The sequence below is a fragment of the Citrobacter sp. VF227 genome (assembly GCF_052950715.1).
Genome location: NZ_JBRFVF010000361.1, coordinates 1 through 475, shown reverse-complemented (window position 1 = coordinate 475; position 475 = coordinate 1). Strand labels below are relative to the sequence as shown.

At 66.7% G+C, this 475-nt stretch carries 1 protein-coding gene; it reads left to right on the top strand.

Annotated elements, in window-relative coordinates; translation table 11 throughout:
• Positions 1-97: 97 nt before the first annotated feature.
• Positions 98-475 (top strand): IS6 family transposase (locus tag ACU8YC_RS26750; RefSeq protein WP_446896227.1); only part of this gene is annotated, 378 nt, incomplete at its 3' end.

The window sequence follows — 475 nt, the reverse complement described above, 5'->3', positions numbered from 1 at the left end:
GTCAGCCCGAGGCCATCGACGATCCCCTGACGGACGTGCTGCGCGCCGGTGCCCGCCGCCTGCTCGCCCAGGCCGTGGAGCTGGAAGCCGATCCGCCATCGCCGCCAAGCTCAAGCAGCGCGCCAGGGACGACTTCCGAGGGCGGCACTTCGAGGCGACGCTCATCGTCCAGGCGGTCTCCTGGTCCTTGCGCTACCCGCTGAGCTACCGTGACATCGAGGAGATGCTCCTGGAACGCGGCCTGGAGGTGGACCACTCCACCCTGAACCGTTGGGTACTCGCCTACGCGCCTCAGGTTGAGAAGCGGCTGCGCCAGTTTCGTCGGCCACACTGCGGATCGGTCCGGATCGATGAAACCTACATCAAGGTCCGCGGTCAGTGGCGCTACCTGTACCGCGCCATCGACAAGCACGGGCAGGCGGTCGATTTCCTGCTCACGGCCAACCGCGACCTCGATGCCGCCAAGCGCTTTTTC